The 13,577-nt window shown below is 66.9% G+C and carries 13 protein-coding genes; 9 read left to right on the top strand and 4 right to left on the bottom strand.

Annotated features, from left to right (window positions below):
• Position 1: 1 nt before the first annotated feature.
• Complete coding sequence (locus AC1DCF_RS16510; protein WP_477211954.1) at positions 2 to 955, top strand: carbohydrate ABC transporter permease; 954 nt, start codon at positions 2 to 4, stop codon at positions 953 to 955.
• Between the two features lie 146 nt (positions 956 to 1,101).
• Here the strand turns inward: AC1DCF_RS16510 and AC1DCF_RS16505 are convergent, their stop codons facing one another.
• The 4 genes from AC1DCF_RS16505 to AC1DCF_RS16490 are packed head-to-tail and all read right to left on the bottom strand — an operon-like array spanning position 1,102 to position 4,740.
• Positions 1,102 to 2,292: an ABC transporter permease gene (locus AC1DCF_RS16505; protein WP_477211953.1), complete on the bottom strand. Its 1,191-nt coding sequence runs from the start codon at positions 2,290 to 2,292 to the stop codon at positions 1,102 to 1,104.
• The gene (locus AC1DCF_RS16500; protein ID WP_477211952.1) at positions 2,289 to 3,053 is read right to left on the bottom strand and encodes an ABC transporter ATP-binding protein; all 765 of its coding nucleotides are present in this window, start codon (positions 3,051 to 3,053) and stop codon (positions 2,289 to 2,291) included. Before AC1DCF_RS16500 ends, AC1DCF_RS16505 begins: the two co-directional genes overlap by 4 nt.
• On the bottom strand, positions 3,050 to 4,117 hold the full coding sequence (locus AC1DCF_RS16495; protein ID WP_477211951.1) for a peptidoglycan-binding protein: 1,068 nt from the start codon (positions 4,115 to 4,117) through the stop codon (positions 3,050 to 3,052). The genes AC1DCF_RS16500 and AC1DCF_RS16495 overlap by 4 nt, the downstream gene beginning before the upstream one ends.
• A complete protein-coding gene (locus AC1DCF_RS16490) occupies positions 4,114 to 4,740 on the bottom strand; it encodes a hypothetical protein (RefSeq protein ID WP_477211950.1) in 627 nt (208 codons plus the stop codon). The genes AC1DCF_RS16495 and AC1DCF_RS16490 overlap by 4 nt, the downstream gene beginning before the upstream one ends.
• Positions 4,741 to 4,878: 138 nt before the next feature.
• Between AC1DCF_RS16490 and AC1DCF_RS16485 the strand changes: the two genes are divergently transcribed.
• The 8 genes from AC1DCF_RS16485 (at position 4,879) to mnhG (ending at position 13,245) form a co-directional block, all read left to right on the top strand.
• The gene (locus AC1DCF_RS16485) at positions 4,879 to 5,547 is read left to right on the top strand and encodes a response regulator transcription factor (RefSeq protein ID WP_477211949.1); all 669 of its coding nucleotides are present in this window, start codon (positions 4,879 to 4,881) and stop codon (positions 5,545 to 5,547) included.
• A complete protein-coding gene (locus tag AC1DCF_RS16480; protein ID WP_477211948.1) occupies positions 5,522 to 6,802 on the top strand; it encodes a sensor histidine kinase in 1,281 nt (426 codons plus the stop codon). Before AC1DCF_RS16485 ends, AC1DCF_RS16480 begins: the two co-directional genes overlap by 26 nt.
• Positions 6,803 to 6,894: 92 nt before the next feature.
• A complete protein-coding gene (locus tag AC1DCF_RS16475; protein ID WP_477211947.1) occupies positions 6,895 to 9,912 on the top strand; it encodes a Na+/H+ antiporter subunit A in 3,018 nt (1,005 codons plus the stop codon).
• Positions 9,913 to 10,006: 94 nt separating this feature from the next.
• Positions 10,007 to 10,498 carry a sodium:proton antiporter gene (locus AC1DCF_RS16470; RefSeq protein ID WP_441790859.1) on the top strand — a complete coding sequence of 164 codons (492 nt, stop codon included), beginning with the start codon at positions 10,007 to 10,009 and terminating at the stop codon, positions 10,496 to 10,498.
• Complete coding sequence (locus AC1DCF_RS16465; RefSeq protein ID WP_441790858.1) at positions 10,495 to 12,054, top strand: Na+/H+ antiporter subunit D; 1,560 nt, start codon at positions 10,495 to 10,497, stop codon at positions 12,052 to 12,054. The genes AC1DCF_RS16470 and AC1DCF_RS16465 overlap by 4 nt, the downstream gene beginning before the upstream one ends.
• The gene (locus AC1DCF_RS16460; RefSeq protein WP_477211946.1) at positions 12,051 to 12,647 is read left to right on the top strand and encodes a Na+/H+ antiporter subunit E; all 597 of its coding nucleotides are present in this window, start codon (positions 12,051 to 12,053) and stop codon (positions 12,645 to 12,647) included. Before AC1DCF_RS16465 ends, AC1DCF_RS16460 begins: the two co-directional genes overlap by 4 nt.
• Positions 12,644 to 12,907 carry an MrpF/PhaF family protein gene (locus AC1DCF_RS16455; RefSeq protein ID WP_477211945.1) on the top strand — a complete coding sequence of 88 codons (264 nt, stop codon included), beginning with the start codon at positions 12,644 to 12,646 and terminating at the stop codon, positions 12,905 to 12,907. The genes AC1DCF_RS16460 and AC1DCF_RS16455 overlap by 4 nt, the downstream gene beginning before the upstream one ends.
• Positions 12,904 to 13,245, top strand: a complete 342-nt coding sequence (gene mnhG, locus AC1DCF_RS16450; RefSeq protein ID WP_477211944.1) for a monovalent cation/H(+) antiporter subunit G — start codon at positions 12,904 to 12,906, stop codon at positions 13,243 to 13,245. Before AC1DCF_RS16455 ends, mnhG begins: the two co-directional genes overlap by 4 nt.
• Positions 13,246 to 13,577 lie beyond the last annotated feature (332 nt).

Genomic DNA, 13,577 nt, shown 5'->3' with positions numbered 1-13,577 from the left:
CATGACCGAACTCGACACGGCGATCAACGCCCCGATCGACCAGAGCCTCGACGCGGCACCCGCCCAGACGGCATCCGCCCCGCGCATTCCGAGCAAGCCGCGCAAGCGCCGGTTCACGACGGATCAGGTTTCGCTCGGTTCCGTGGTGTTGCGGATGATCGTCGGCGCCATCGTGCTGATCATCTTCGTGTTGCCGTACCTGATCATGTTCTTCGGTTCGGTCAAGACGAAGAGTGAGATTCGCTCGGTCAACCCGACCTATCTGCCGACGACCTGGAACTTCGACAACTACATCACCATGTGGTCGGCGCCAGAGACGCCCCTCGTGCAGAACCTCATCTCCACCATCGTCATCGCCGTCTTTGCGACGATTCTGGTGCTGGCCGTCTCACTTCCCGCCGCGTACTACACCGCCCGGTTCAAATTTCCCGGCCGGTTGGCGTTCCTCTTCCTCGTCATCGTCACGCAGATGCTGCAGCCGGCCGTGCTGACCTCGGGCCTCTTCCGCCAGTTCAGCTTCTTCGGGCTCACCGACACCTGGGTCGCGATGATCATCATCAACGCCGCCTTCAACCTGGCGTTCGCGACCTGGATCATGCACAGCTTCTTCGCCGGCGTGCCCAAAGAGGTCGACGAGGCGGCACAGATCGATGGCGCCGGACGCCTGGCCGTGCTGTTCAAGATCAACCTGCCACTGGTCTGGCCGGGCATCGTCACGGCGATCGTCTTCACCTTCGTCTCCTGCTGGAACGAGTTCGCGGCCAGCCTGGTCATCCTGTCCACCGACGGAAACCAGCCGTTGTCGGTCGCGCTGACGAAGTTCGTCGGGCAGTACGAGACGAGCTGGCACTACGTGTTCGGCGTCTCGATCGTGGCCATCCTGCCGGTGGTGCTCTTGTTCCTGCTGATTGAGAAGCGCTTGGTCGGCGGCTTGACGGCCGGCAGCGTCAAGTAGCCCGCGCCGCAGCATCCGGGCCCCACGCAGGGGTACCGAATTCAGGAGCGGAGGTGTGTCGGCGAGGGTGTGCCCGTGGGATTCCGGGGCACCCCCACCGCGACACGCACTCCACTCCTGATTTTGGTACCCCGCGAAGGCCGGGCCTACGCGCCGAGCGCCGCCGTCGGGGAGGTGCGCGCCGCCCGCATCGCCGGCAAGACACCGGCGACCGCTCCCACCAGCACGGTCACGCCGACGCCGGCGACCAGCACCGCCGGAGGGATCGACACCAACCATCCGTTGCCGTGCGCGACGAGCGCGGTGATTCCCCAGCCGAGGAGTGTTCCCACCACTCCGCCGTACGCGGCCAGGAGCATCGCCTCGACGAGAAACTGCGAACGGATGTGCCCCCGGGTGGCTCCCAAGGAGCGGCGCAACCCGATCTCGCGACGTCGCTCCAACACCGAGATGACCATGGTGTTCGCCACCCCGATGCCGCCGACGAGCAGCGCGATCGAGCCGACGCCGACGAGCAGCCCGGTGAACGCCTGGTCGATGGTGTTCTTGGCGGCGAGGGCGTCGGACGGCCGGCTCACCCCCACTTCGTTGGGTGATTCTGGGTTGATGGTCGCGGGCAGCAGGGCACGAACGGCCTCGACCGACTCTTCGGCGGAACGCTCGTAGATCACCGTCGGCGAGCCGTCGAATCCGAACGCTTCTGCGGCGAACGCCGCCCCGACCAGAGCCGCGCTGTCGAGTTCCGGGGCAAGCGGTGAGGGCTTCAGGATGCCGACGACCGAGAACTGTGTTTGGCCGAGCCAGACCTGCGTGCCCACACTGCGGATGCCGAGCCGCTCGGCCGCGGTCGAACCGAGCACGACCGCGGGGTAGCGCTCGGTGGCGGCATTCAACCAGGAGCCCGCGAGTAGTTCGCTGCCGGTGGCTTCGAGTAGGTGCGCATCGGCGGCATGCACCGTCAGACCCGCGGTCGATCCGGTGTCGATATAGGTGTTGCGGTAGACGTGCATCTCGCTCAGAGCGGCCGTCCAGCTGGCCTGCTCGACCCCATCGATGCGGCGCACTCGCTCAACCGCATCGACCGGAAGCGTCGATCCCTTGCCGAAGAAATCCTCGCCCGCGGATGCGGTGAGCAGGTTGGTGCCGAGCGCCGAGAGTTTCTCGCGCACGAGCGCCTCGCTGGAGGTTGAGATCCCGATCACCGCGATCATCGCCGCGATCCCGATCGCAATCCCGAGAGCCGAGAGCATGGCACGCAGCGGATGCGCGCGCAGGCCGTGGAAGCCCAGCCCGACGAGATCCTGCGGGCGCAGCCGGGAACGCAGCGGCGCGTTCATGAGGGCACCCCGGCGAGCTTCAACGTTGTCGGCGCATCCACGCTGCGAGCACGGCGCATGCCCGCGTCTCGCGCATCGTCGACGACCCTGCCGTCGCGCAGTGACACCCGGCGCGGCATCAGATCGGCGACACCAAGGTCGTGGGTGATCACGACGACGGTCGTGCCGGCGGCGTTCAACTCCTGCAAGATCTCGATCACTCCCTCCCCGGATTTGGTATCGAGGGCGCCCGTCGGCTCGTCGGCCAGGATGAGTGCCGGCTCGCCGACCACCGCGCGCGCAATTGCCACGCGCTGGCGCTCGCCGCCCGACAGCTCACGGGGGCGGTGTCGCATCCGGGCGCTGAGTCCCACGCGTTCGAGCGCATGTTCGGCACGGGCCCGGCGTTCCTTCGGCGGCATGCCGGTATAAAGCAACCCTTCTGCCACATTGTCGAGCGCCGGTACTCCGTCGGCGAGATGGTATTGCTGAAAGACAAAGCCGATGGTGTGGGCGCGGAGGGCTGACAGCTCGGCATCGGTCATCGTGCCGACGTCGTGACCGGCAATGTGCACCTCGCCAGTGCTGGCCAGATCAAGAGTCCCGACGAGGTTGAGCAGGGTTGATTTTCCTGAACCGCTCGGCCCCACGACCGCGACCATCTCCGCGCGTTCGATCAGAAGGTCGACCTCGGAGAGCGCGACGGTGGGTGGAGAACCGTAGGAGCGGGACACTCCGGCGAGTCTCACGATCGGCGGCGAAGCGAGCACGGTCGCGCTCATTGCCCGACCACCACGGCCACGCCCTCGATGAGTTTGCCCGACACGATCTCCACCATTCCGTCGGCAAAAGCTCCCAGTTCGACCGGAACGATTGTGCTGTTTGTGCCCGTGAGCGTTTCCACGGCGAAGCCGCCACCCGGCTGGGCCAAGAGGGCCAGCACCGGCACGAGCAGCGCGTCGGCGCTCTTGGTGAGCGCGAGCGTGAGGCTCACACTCACATCGCTGAACGCGTCGGCCTGGGCCGGATCGTCGAGGCTGATGGTGATCGGCAGCTTGAGCGATTTGCCGCCCATGCCGTCGTCCTTCTCGACCGGGGAGCCGACTGTCGTGATGGTTCCCGGTACCGCAGTGCCATCGGGCAGCATGACGCTGACCGCGCTGCCGACCGCCGCGACCTCTTTGAGGTTCGGCGCGATGAAGCCGCTCACGCGTTTCTCGGTGTCAGACACCGAGACGATGGCGGGGCCCGCCGCATCGCCGATCGACGCCTTGCGTTCGGCGATCCTGACCGGTGCCGCGCCGAAGACGATGCGGCCGGGTTCCACGGCGCCGGTCTTCGCAAGGCCCAGTGACTTCTGCCATTTCTCGATGGCAGTCGCCGTGCTCTCGGCAAACTCCTCGTCAGGTTCACGCTCGAAGAATCCGAGGGCGGCGAGGTTCTGCTCGAGCTGCAACACGTCGCGTCCGTCTTCGACGCCGAGCGACAGCGCGCGCCACATCGGCAAGCTGCCGAGAAACAGCAGAACGGGCTGGTCGTCGATCCGGAACAGTTCGCCGCCCTGACCGACTGTCGCACCGGCATCCGTCACCGCGGTGACCGTGCCGCCGAGGGTCGTGCCCAGTTCGTGAGTGCCGGCAAAGGCGAGCGTGCCCTTGACGCGCACGCGCTCAATGAGGTCACCCCGCGAGACATCGACGGTTTCCACGTCGACGACCTCGTGTGAGGCATCAGCGGATGCACTGGGTCGGGGAATCAGGATCAGCGCGGCGACCACAGCGGCGACGGCGACAGCGGCCCCGCCGATCAGCCACGGTGCGCGGCGGCGTCGCATGGTGATGGTCATTCGCCGCCCACCTCCGCCTTCATCGTCATCATCGGGGAACCGGATTCCTCGCTGCACGAGTCCATGACGGCGGGGTCGTACTCGTCGGCCGGCATCGCCTGGATGGAGATTCCGCCGCCCTTGCTCACCTGCGGGTCCGGGTAGTCGTAGCCGGCCTCGCGCATGCATTTCGCGAATTTGAGCATGCTCTCCTGCATCTCTTCCGGGCTCGGCATGCCCGGCGGAATCGGCATCTCTCCGAGCTTCTTCGTGCAGACCTTGGAGGCGGCCTCGTATTGCTTCATATCGATGTCCCCCTCCTGCGTGGTCATCGTCGAGCCGGATGACTCTGAGCCGGATGACTCTGAGCTTTCGAGACCGCCGGAAGCGCCGTCGACGGACGTGACGGCGAAGCTCCCCATCTCGACGCCCTCGTCTTTCATGCAGCTCGTGAAGTCGCGCTGCCAGTCGTCGAAGGCGGTTTGTTCGTTTCCGGTCTTCAGCTTCCCGGCGTCGGCCGGCCCGCCGCTGCCGGCGCCGGCCGTGCACGCGCAGAGCGCAGCGACGAGACCGATCGCCGCGAGCAGGGCGAGACCGCTGCGGCCGCCGCGCAGGCGGGAACCTCGGGTTTCGATGATGGGCATGGTGTGTCCTCTCTGTCGCCTCCTCGGCTGAGGGGCGAAACCAGCACACCGCGAGCGTCGTCGCGAGAGGGTCAAGCGCAGCCTTGACCTTTCTTTGACCTCTGCTCTGTTCTACTGGAGGAAAGGATGGTGATCGGCGTGCGTGTATTGGTGGTCGAAGACGAGCCGTATCTGGCTGAGGCGGTGCGCGCCGGTCTTGTTCTGGCGGCGATTGCGGCCGATGTCGTCGGCGACGGCGATGCAGCGCTGGCCGCGATCGATGTGAACTCCTACGACGTGATTGTTCTCGACCGGGACATCCCCGGTACTCACGGCGACGAGGTCTGTCGCATCCTGTCGGCCCGGCCCGAGCGGCCGGCGATCCTCATGCTGACCGCTGCCGGACGGATGCGCGACAAGGTCGGCGGGTTGGAGCTCGGAGCCGATGACTACCTCACCAAGCCGTTCGACTTTCCGGAGCTGACGGCACGCATCCGTGCGCTGGGCAGGCGCATCTTCACAGCGCATCCGCCGCAGTTGACGGCCGGAGGGGTGACCCTCGACCCGTTTCGTCATGAAGTGTTTCGGGACGGGCGTTTTGTGCGACTCGGACGCAAAGAATTCGCCGTGCTCGAGGTGCTGCTGCGCGCTCGCGGCGGAGTGGTCAGCGCCGAGACCCTGCTGGAGAAAGCGTGGGACGAGAACGCCAACCCCTTCACCAACTCGGTGAAGGCCACCATGAGCACGCTTCGCCGCAAGCTGGGGGAACCCTGGCTGATCCGTACCGAGGCGGGGGTCGGCTATGCCATCGACAACACAGCCGGCTAGGAGCTCCGGAGCGGCGATCGGCGCACCGGTCGCCCCGGTCAAGCACCGCCTCACGGTGCGTGCGCGACTCGCGCTCACCTACGCCGGACTGGTCACCGTGGCCGGCGTGGTGCTGCTCACGATCGTGTCGATCTTCATCGGCGTGATTCCCTCCTATGAATTCGCCACCACCGCGATCGCGCCCGGCGGCATCGCCGCACCGGCCTCTCCCCTCGGCATCGCGGTGCCGGAGGCCAGTGTCGGCGGCCCCGCAGAAATGCTCTACGACCCCGGCCTGTTGAGCACCACTGACACCCTCAGCGCGGTCGTCACCGTCAGCTCGCGCGGTGACATCCTGCATCTTTTGTTGTGGGTCTCGGCCGGCGCCCTCGTGCTCCTCGCCGCCGGGGGAGCCTGGGCCGGCTGGTTCGTCGCGGGACGGATGCTGCGCCCGCTGCAATTCGTGAACGCGGCGGCTCGTCAGGCGAGCCGCGGCCAACTCGACCACCGGATCGCATTCGCCGGACCACGAGACGAGATCTCGGAGCTTGCCGACAACTTCGACGAGATGCTCACCGAGATCGAGCGTTCCGTCGATTCGCATCGGCGGTTCTCCGCCAACGCCTCGCACGAGTTGCGCACTCCGCTGGCGACGACGCGGGCGATGCTCGACGTCGCGCTGAGTCCGAGCAACCCGCTGAGCTCCGAGCAGCGGGCGCTCCTCGGACGTCTGCGCGAAACGAACGAGCGCAGCATCGACACCGTCGAGTCGCTGCTCGACCTCACCGAGATCGAATCGGTGGCGTCGCACGTCGAGACCGTCGACCTCGCCCACCTCGCCGCGTCGGTGATCGCCGAGACGCAGGCCGAGGCCGAACGCGCCGGGGTGCTGTTGCTGCCCCAACTCGCGCCGGCCGTGGTCGAGGGGGACCCGGTGCTGTTGCGACAGCTCGTCGCGAACCTTCTGCAGAATGCGATCAGGCACAACGACCGGGGCGGCACGGTCATCCTCGACACGAGCACGAGTGACGACGGGGTCGTGCGCATCACGGTGGCCAACGATGGCGACCTGATTGCGGCGGATGCCGTTGCCCGGCTGGTCGATCCGTTCTTCCGCGGGCGTGGGCGCACGAGCGCGGCGGCCGACCGCGGGCGCGGCCTCGGGTTGTCGATTGTGGCTGCGATCGTGGCACGCCACAGCGCGGTTCTGGAGCTCACCGCCCGCCCGGCCGGCGGTCTGGTGGTGGAGGTCAGCTTCGACCCGTCGTCGTCCTGACGCAGGGGTTGGCGGCGATCGGGGGACTGCGGCCCCGTGGCCTGCCGGTAGACTGCTCGTGACACTCTGACTGCAGACAGCCGGGAGGCCGCATGGCGACATTCCTCCTCGCTTTCCTGCTCCTTTCGCTTCTCACGCCGCTTCTCACGCGGTGGATGGGCACTCGCGTCTTCTACCTGATCGCGCTGCTTCCGGCGGCCGCGTTCGTCTACACGCTCACCCAAACGGCCACCGTCACGGCCGGCGGGGCCGTGACTGAGAGCACGCCATGGATCCCGCAGCTCGGCATTTCGCTGTCGTTCCGCGTTGACACGCTCGCCTGGCTACTCGCGCTCGTCGTCACCGGCGTCGGCGCGCTGGTGCTGATCTATTGCGCGCGCTACTTCTCGTCGAGCGAGCCGGGGCTCGGCCGCTTCGCCGCCTGCCTCCTCGCCTTCGCCGGCACCATGTACGGCCTCGTCACCGCCGACGACATCGTCGTGATGTTCATGCTCTGGGAAGTCACGAGCATCCTCTCTTATCTGCTCATCGGGCACTACACAACCAAGCGGGAGAGTCGCGGTGCGGCGCTGCAGGCGCTGCTCGTGACCACCTTCGGCGGCCTGGTCATGCTGATCGGTGTTGTGATGATCTCGTTCGAATCGCACACCACCTCGCTGGCGGCGATCGTGGCCCATCCGGCCGAGGGCACCGTGGCGAACTGGGCGATTCTGCTCATTCTGGTCGGCGCTCTGTCGAAGTCGGCGCTGATCCCCTTCCACTTCTGGCTTCCCGCCGCGATGGCCGCCCCGACCCCGGTGAGCGCCTACCTGCACGCCGCCGCCATGGTCAAGGCCGGCATCTATCTGGTCGCCCGGTTCGCTCCAGGTTTCGCCGACACACCGGGCTGGATGCCCGTGCTGGTCACCCTCGGCATCTGGACCATGCTCGTCGGAGCCTGGCGGTCACTGCGGCAATACGATCTCAAGCTCGTTCTCGCCTACGGAACCGTCAGTCAGCTCGGCTTCATGATGATCGTCGTCGGGTTCGGCACGCGCGACGCGGCCCTGGCCGGCCTCGCCCTCTTGCTCGCCCATGCGCTCTACAAGGCAGCGCTCTTCTTGATCGTCGGAATCATCGACCACCGGGCCGGCACTCGGGACTGGCGGCACCTCTCCGGCATCGGCCGCCGCGAACCCGTGCTGGCGATCATCACCCTGATCGTCGTGGCGTCGATGGCCGGCATTCCGCCGCTCTTCGGCTTCGTCGCGAAAGAAGCAGTGTTCACCGCCGTCATCGAAGCCGGTCAGAGCGGCGACGGCTGGGGCTGGATCGCCCTCATCGGCACCGGCATCGGCTCGGCACTCACCGTCGCCTACAGCGCCCGATTCTTCTGGGGTGCGTTCGCCACCCGTGCCGGGCAGAAGGACACCGCGCTGCACGCCAGCCGCTGGGACATCCAACTCGCCCCTGGCCTGCTCGCCGCGGCGACCCTCATTCTCGGCCCGGCCTCGGGCTGGCTCGACCAGTTTCTTGCGCCATACGCCGACACGATGCCGGGCGGCGGCGACTATCACCTCGCGCTCTGGCACGGTCTCGAACCGGCCCTCGGGGTCAGCGCACTCGTGCTGCTGGCCGGAGCCGTGCTGTTCTGGTTCAGAAAGCGGGTGTCGGTGCTGCAGGATGCGGTGCCGCCCTACGTCGACGCCGGCCACGGCTACGGCGTGCTGATGCGCGCCATCGACCGGACCGCGGCCCGGGTCACCCATTTCGTGCAGCGCGGCGGCCTGCCGCAGTACCTCTCGACGATCCTCGTGGTCTTCGTGCTCGGCCAAGGATTCGCCTCGCTGGTCAACCGCACCTGGCCTGATGCGATCGTGCTCTGGGATTACCCCGGCCAAGTGGTCATCGCCCTGATCATGGGGATCGCCGCGGTGATGGCGGCACGCGTCGGACAGCGGATGACCGCGGTGCTGCTCGCCGGCGTGACCGGTTACGGCCTCGTGGCCCTCTTCGCCCTGCACGGAGCCCCCGACCTCGCCCTCACCCAGGCGCTCGTCGAGACTATGACCCTCGTCGTGTTCGTGCTCGTGCTGCGCCGGCTGCCGCCGAAAATCGCCGAACACAACCGGCCGATGCACCGCAAGCGCCGGGCGTTGATCGGCACCCTGGTCGGCGTCGTGATGGGCACCATCGGCATGATCGCGCTCGGCGCCCGTCAGGCCCCGAGCATCTCGGCCGAGCTGCCCCGACTCTCGGTTGAGCAGGGGCACGGCAACAACATCGTCAACGTGATGCTCGTCGACATCCGTGCCTGGGACACCATGGGGGAGATCTCGGTGCTCATCGTGGTGGCGACCGGTGTCGCCAGCCTGCTCTTCGTCTCGGGACGCACCGCCGACGTGCCCAGGGTGCAGGGCTCCCGTACCCTGCGCTCGCGGGTGAACCGCCGTCGCGTGGTGCCCGACCCGACGGCGTCGAACGCGGGCAAAGATGTGACCCGTCAGTCCTGGCTCGTGGCCGGCGGCACCCTCGCGCCGGGCAACCGCTCGATCTTGATCGAGGTGCTCGTGCGGTTGCTGTTCCACCCCGCGATCATCGTGTCGATCTACCTGCTCTTCGCCGGTCACAACGCCCCCGGCGGCGGGTTCGCCGGCGGTCTGCTCGCCGGACTCGCCCTCGTGGCGCGATACCTCGCCGGCGGCCGGTACGAGCTCGGTGAGGCCGCCCCGATCGATCCAGGCAAGATCCTCGGCCTCGGCATCTTCCTCGCCGTCGGCATGGCGATCGCCTCGCTGTTCTTCGGTGGCGTGCCACTCGAATCCGCCTACTTCACCGCCGACGTTCCGGTGCTCGGACACCTCTCGTTCGGCACCTCGACCATTTTCGATATCGGCGTCTACCTCGTGGTCATCGGCCTGGTGCTCGACATCCTGCGCAGTCTCGGCAGCGAAATCGACCGACAGAGCGAGGTCGCTCAGGACAACGACGACGACGGAGGCACAGACGCCGGCAGCGCCGCAGCGTCAGAGGCGCGAGCGGACGCCGCTGGCGTCGAAAACGTGACGGCCACGCCTGGCGAGCACACGGCATCCGGTGCCGGGCGCGAGACCTGGGAGGTGACCCGATGAGTGCATCGTTGACCCTGGTCATCGTCATGGCAGTTCTGGTGTTCATGTGCCGCGCCGCTGGCGTCTTCGGGCGCGAGACCGGGGAGGTGACCCGATGAGCGCATCGCTGACCCTGGTCATCGTCATGGCAGTTATGTACGCGGCAGGCGTCTACGTGATGCTCGAGCGCAGCCTGACCCGGGTGCTGATCGGATTCCTGCTCGTCGGCAACGCCACCAACCTCCTCATCTTCATCATGAGCGGGCGCCCGGGCAGCTCACCGATCGTCACGGGCACCGCACTCGACGACGCCATGGCCGACCCGATGCCGCAGGTGCTGATCCTCACGGCGATCGTGATCAACTTCGGGATCACCGCGTTGCTGCTCGCCTTGATCTACCGCTCGTGGTGGCTGGCCCGCCTCGGCGACGAGGGGGACAACGTCACCGACGAGCACGCCGATGAGACGACCGAAACGACCGAAGAAGCACTGCGCTCCTCGGCCGACGATGAGGCCGCCATCCAGGCGGTGCTCGACGCGAGTGAGAGCGAGATCGAAACCCCCGAGTCCGCGGCGAACGCGCATGAGGCAGGGGAGTCCCGATGAACGTGAACGTGCTCGTTCCCCTGGTCGTCGCGATCCCGCTGATCGGCGCCGGCATCACGCTCGCGCTCGGCCGTCAACGCCGCCAGCAGATCGCGGTCAGCATGATCGCGCTGACCAGTGTCGCGGTGATCAGCGCCATCCTGCTCGTGCTCGTCGACCGGGACGGCACTGCCGTCGTGCAGGTCGGCGGGTGGGCGCCGCCGTGGGGGATCGTGCTCGTCGTCGACCGGCTCTCGGCGATCATGCTGCTGATCTCGGCACTGATGCTGCTCGGCGTGCTGATCTTCGCCGTCGGCCAGGGCATCATCGACGGAGACCGGGAGACCCCGGTCTCGATCTTCCACCCCACCTACTTGGTGCTGGCGGCCGGACTGTTCGACGCGTTCGTGGCCGGCGACCTGTTCAACATGTATGTCGGGTTCGAGATGCTGCTCTCGGCCAGCTACGTGCTGCTGACACTCGGCGGCACGGGTGCGCGCATCCGGGTGGGCATCACCTACATCGTGGTGAGCCTGGTCTCGTCGCTGCTGTTCCTCGCCGCGATCGCCCTGCTCTACGGCGCGACCGGAACCGTCACGATCGCGCTGCTGGCCGAGCGGATCCCCGCCCTCCCCGCCGATGTGCAACTCATCCTCAACGTGATGCTCCTGCTCGCGTTCTGCGTCAAGGCCGCGGTGTTCCCGCTCTCGTTCTGGCTGCCTGACTCCTATCCGACGGCGCCGGCCCCGGTCACCGCGGTGTTCGCCGGTTTGCTGACCAAGGTCGGCATCTACGCGATCATCCGCACCCAGACGCTGCTCTTCCCCGACAGCGCACTGACCGTTCCGCTGATGGTCGCCGCCTTCCTGACGATGCTCGTCGGCATTCTCGGCGCGCTCGCCCAAGCCGATATCAAGCGGCTGCTCTCGTTCACCCTGGTCAGCCATATCGGTTACATGATCTTCGGTATCGCCCTCGGCACGCAGCTCGGCATGGCCGCCACGATCTACTACGTGGTGCACCACATCACGGTGCAGACCAGCCTGTTCTTGGTGGCCGGCTTGGTCGAACGGGTCGGCGGCACGACGTCGCTGTCACGCCTGGGCGGGATGCTGAAAGCCGCACCCTTCGTGGCCATCCTTTTCTTCATCGGAGCGATGAACCTCGGCGGAATCCCGCCGTTCTCCGGCTTTCTCGGCAAGTTCGCCCTGTTCCAAGCGGGCGTCGAGGCCGGCGGCTGGCTCAACTACCTGCTCATCGCCGCCGGCGCGGCAACCAGCCTGCTCACCCTCTACGCCCTGGCCCGGGCCTGGAATATGGCGTTCTGGCGGTCGAGCGCCGAAGCCGAGGTGCGCTCCTCACCCGACTCGATGCGGGAAGACCCACACGATGAGGGCACCGTGCTGACCAAGACGGTGTCGCCGCTGATGACCGGCGCGACGACCGCGATGCTCGCGCTGACCATCGCGCTGACGATCTTCGCGGGCCCCCTGTTCGACCTGGCCTCCCGCGCGGCCGTCGACATCGAGCATCCGGCCACCTACATCGACGCTGTGTTCCCGGATGGTGCGCCATGACGACTCGCAAAGATCGCCTCGCCGGCGCGCTGAACCAACTGCCGCTTTTCGCCGGACTGGTGCTGCTCTGGATGCTGCTCTGGGGCAACTTCTCCTGGCTCAACCTGCTTACCGGCGCGATTTTCGCCGCGGTTGTCTCCGCCGCGTTCTACCTGCCGGCCGTGCAGCAGAGCGGGCGATTGAATCCCTGGCGGCTGCTGATCTACTTCGGTCGATTGCTGTTCGACATCGTGCTGGCCTCGATCGAGGTCGCCGCGCTCGCGCTGTCGCCGCGCTACCGGGCCAGCAACGCGATTCTCGCGATCGAACTGAGCACCCGCAGTGACCTCATCCTGACCTGGACCGCGGTGTCGACATCCATCGTTCCCGGCTCCATCGTGATCGACATCGACCGGGTCAGCTCCACGCTCTATCTGCATGTTCTGAACATGCACGACGCCGACGAGACCGAGAAGTTTCGCCGTTCCGTGCTCGCGACCGAGCGGCGTATCGTGCTGGCCATCGGTTCGCGCGAAGACGTGAAACGGTTGCGCCAAGCGCCGCAGCACGGCGCGACCTGGAATCCCGGAGAACCACGAGGAGGATCCTCATGACCATCGTTGCCATCATCGTCGGGGTATTGCTCGGTGCTTCCGGGCTCTGCTCTCTCTACCGGATTGTGCGCGGGCCGTCGGTGCTCGACCGCGTGATCGCCGCCGACGTGCTGATGGCGACGGTGATGTGCGCGCTCGGTGCCGACATGGCGTTCAACAACCACACCGACACACTCCCGGTGCTGCTCGTTCTCGCCCTCTTCGGCGTGCTCGGGTCGATCTCGGTCGCCCGGTTCCTCCCGCGGCAGGACAGCGCATGAACGCCGAAACGATCCGCGACGTGGCGACCGCCATCCTGGTGCTGGTCGGCGCCCTGATGTGCTTCGCCGCCGGGATCGGCCTGCTCCGGTTTCCCGACGTGCTCAGCCGGTTGCACGCGGCCACCAAGCCGCAGATCTTCGGTTTGATGGCAATCACGGCGGATGTCGCGATCAACAATTTCTCGGTCGGCACCGTCACTCTCGTGGTCGCCATTGTCGGATTCCAGGCGTTGACCGCGCCGATGTCGGCCCATCTGGTCGCCCGCGCGGCCTACGACACGCAGCACTTGCGCACCGATCTGCTCATCGTCGATGAGATGGGTCCGCGGCGCACGTAACCGTTGGTCGAGCTTGTCGAGACCGCGCGAGCAAGTCGTGAAGCCGGGTCGCGTCTGTAGGTCATCTCACCGGATCTCGACAGGCTCGATCACCGGGAGGGATGTGCGCCGTGCGTGACCGGTGGTCGAGCTTGTCGAGACCGCGCGAGCAATTCGTGAAGCCGGGTCGCCTCTGTAGGTCGTCTCACCGGATCTCTGTAATGGTCACTAGCTGGTCTGGCTATCAGCTGGCAGGTTGGTTCTCATGCGCACGGTGGGGTGTGACTCGCCGGATCTCTGACCGTTCTTTGGAACGTGTCTTGCTGTCGACTTGTCCACCCCGCCGAACGCGT

The sequence above is a fragment of the Leifsonia sp. 10L418 genome, assembly GCF_056395445.1.
This window is presented reverse-complemented; position numbering and strand designations above follow the sequence as displayed.